Origin of the sequence: Peribacillus sp. NPDC046944, from assembly GCF_050272735.1 — a bacterium.
Classification (GTDB): Bacteria; Bacillota; Bacilli; order Bacillales; family DSM-1321; genus Peribacillus.
In genome coordinates, this window is the sequence record NZ_JBNNML010000026.1 from 1 (window position 1) to 3,211 (window position 3,211).

1 protein-coding gene is annotated in these 3,211 nt (G+C 32.7%); it reads right to left on the minus strand.

Annotated features, from left to right (window positions below; translation table 11 throughout):
* Window positions 1–131: 131 nt before the first annotated feature.
* Complete coding sequence (locus ACQKIC_RS20805; protein WP_427592009.1) at window positions 132–2,513, minus strand: Ig-like domain-containing protein; 2,382 nt, start codon at window positions 2,511–2,513, stop codon at window positions 132–134.
* Window positions 2,514–3,211 lie beyond the last annotated feature (698 nt).

Below are 3,211 nucleotides of genomic sequence, written 5' to 3' on the forward strand. Positions count from 1 at the left end.
AGACCCAAGCTCTTAATCTTGAGCAAAATTCCAAGAAAATATCAAAAGGGGTTCGGAATGAAACCATTCCGAACCCCTTTTGTCTACAAACTGAACGATACATTCATAATGAATGTATCGTCCCTTGTAAATTACATGCTTCCAAATCTATCTTTACCCTCATGTTCTCCATTTATCTTCTTATACTTGTATTCTACTGGATAGTCAGAAAATGGTTCTCTCCATCTATCTATGAGTGCTGTTAATCCATGCTCAGTTCCTAAAGATTCTTTATAAATTGAGTCGTTGGTATAGACCTTTACTTTCCCTTCATCTATATTAGCAATATAATAATGATAAAAAGGGTCAACTAGAATGATAGATTTCATGAGTGTATTATTAACTCCACCTTCAACAGCAATTGTTTCTTCTAAACCGTATTTTTCCATAGACCATTCTATTGACTGCATATTTTCTACTAGCGTTTTGTAGTTTTTACCTAACAAAATTCTGATATCTTCATCGAATTCTGCAAATTCTGGAATAGCATTTAACAGAGATAGGTTTTTAGCTGCTTCTTTTTCTTCTTGGGCTTTTTTCTCTTCTTGCAATTGTTTAAAGTTATTTATAGAAATGGGAATTTCAAGCGTTTGTTTTTTCTTATCTATTGTTTGGGTAAGAGTAATTGTTGCTTTTTCCTTTTCAGGGTATTGCAATGCTTTAACAATTATTCCTTTCTTACCTTTTGTGACCGTTACTACTTTCTTCGGAGAAACAGTAATCTTGATGTTTTTCATATTTGCCTGTTTATCTGATTTTTTCAAGTTTAGTATGTTGTACATGATAGACATAATTTCCACATTTTTAGATTCTTCTGCACTTAGATTCATAGGTTCTACTTTTGACAAATCAGTAACTACTTCACAATCATTATAAATACTTTTTCTACCAATCGGGTGTTCAGCCAAAACATACTCTGCCAGTTTTCCTTTTGGAGTATTGATAATTGCAGAAGCATTGGCAGAAGCTCCATATCCAAGTTTCCCACAAGCATATTTACCGATTACAGTATCAGTACCAGCTGCTGCTTCTCCTGTAAAATCCACACCTGCATATCCCTCTAAACCAGCTCCTACTACACCGAACGCAGTTGCTAAAATATTAAATGCAGGACCAACCTTCCCTTCGACCTTCCCTTTGCCATGGATGCCTAGTTCGGAAGTTGAGTTAACATCGGAAATGTTGTTAAATTTGGAGTTTTCGTAAAGAAAGCCATTTACTTCTTCCTTGTCTATGGACACCCATAATTTTGCTTCGCCTGATATACCATATGTAATATTAAGTGTAAGATTGCCTTGAATAATGAGACCAGGTATGGTTGTTGGGATATTAATTTTCCCAATTTTGATACTATCAGGAATTTTTTTTGCTTTTAAAATTTTTATCTTTTGTGCTTTTTTTTCCGTTCGATTAAATGATATATCTGTTTTTGCTTTTGTTGTAGTTGATAATTCCATACGATTAATCTTAAGTAATTTTGTTTTAAAATCAACTTTTACTTCCGGAGAGAACAAAGTTAATGTTCCATTTGCACCTACTTGGCTCTTTTTATCAAAAATGAAATCATTAAAGTTAACCTGTATGCCTTTATTAATTTTCACATTAATACTTGGTTCTTTAAATTCATATTTCTTTTCGCTTTCTTCTGTGGTGTTAGTGCCTGCCACCATGTTAGGAGTTTGACCCAAGGCAACCGAAGTTACCGATAACCCTTCTATACCTTTTTCAGGGGTAAAATTATCTTCTGTAATTGGGTAAGTTTTATTAACATCCAGTTCTTCATAAATTTCTGTAAACTCAGGTACCGTTACTTTGACGATATAACTAGTAAATTTTCCTTTTACCGATGTTACCTTTAGCGCTTGACCTTCTGGATGTTCTAATGAGGGAACAATGATAATATCATCCACAATGATTGCTTCTTTCGTAGCATTCTTTTTAATCTTCAACTCATTATTTTCCAAAAACTTTACTTTCTCTTCATCTATTTTTTTTATCTTCGGGTTTAAAACGGCTTTTTCCACCTCGTCACGAACAGTTATAAATTTCATTCTATAACTTCGGCTAACATTTGAACCGTTTTTGTATTTCATATCCTTTTTAATGTTTAGTTCGTAACTCTCCCCTTTTTCATAACCTTCTAGAGGTGGATTAATGAGCAATGTTTTTCCTTCATTTTTCAAAATAAAGTTAATTGAAACATTTTTATTTTGGTCATCGACTATGGAAATGTTTTTGTCCGTTAATGTTTCTTCGTCTAAGGGCTTATCAAATGAATATTCCCATATCTTATCTATTGGTATACCTGTTCGTACATCTAAATCTTCATTTTTTATGGTCTCTTTTTCTGTTTTAATATCTTGTTCGAATTCATTACCCACAGCAGTTTCTGCTTCATCTATATTTCCATAGAAAAAGTATGCTGCACCCCCCACTATAAGTACACTGAACAAAATCATAATAAACTTTCTCATCTAACAAACCCCTTTTATCTTTTTATGTACTAGGCAAATAGTACCTAATCTATATAATGGAGTATGTAGATATAAAAAGCATTACATTTAAAGAAAATTCTACAAAAAAATACATATTACCCTGAAATCATCCTATGAGAACTAAAGCTTCTTTTTTTATTGCTAGAATCACATAACCTGTGATTTTTACAGTAATTTTGGGAAACTTACTAAGGTACTTAATCAATTTAAGTTAACATTTACTGATTTGTGACCATTTAGGAGAAGACTTTGATAAAGATAGTGTTGCTAGACGTTATATTTTAGAAAAAGAACTTCTGAATTATGTTGGTAATGAAGAATTATTAACTAAATTATACAATTCCTTGACAGAAGATTCGCCAGTTTCTCAACCGTAAATGTATCAGCTAAGGAACTCTAAGGGGCTTTTTGAGGTTTGTAAAGATTCGGGAGGTACGATAGGTTTATGGTACCGTGAATGTTATTAAAACAAAAAAAGACCCGTAGGTCTTAGACTGTAGACAAACTCGATGAAAATTGACTTTGCCTACAGTTTTTTTTGTTTTAAAATAGAAGTATTAAAACTTGGAGTGATGAGGATGATTTCGAAACATAATTCTATTCAACGAGATCAACTTGAAATGATTACATTGGATCAACTGGTGCCAGCGAACCATTTGGTTCGTAAAATTGAGGCG

What these genes read in the sequence shown, in the direction of transcription:
- ACQKIC_RS20805 (WP_427592009.1), bottom strand. Translation starts at nt 2,513, where the DNA reads ATGAGAAAGTTTATTATGATTTTGTTCAGTGTACTTATAGTGGGGGGT.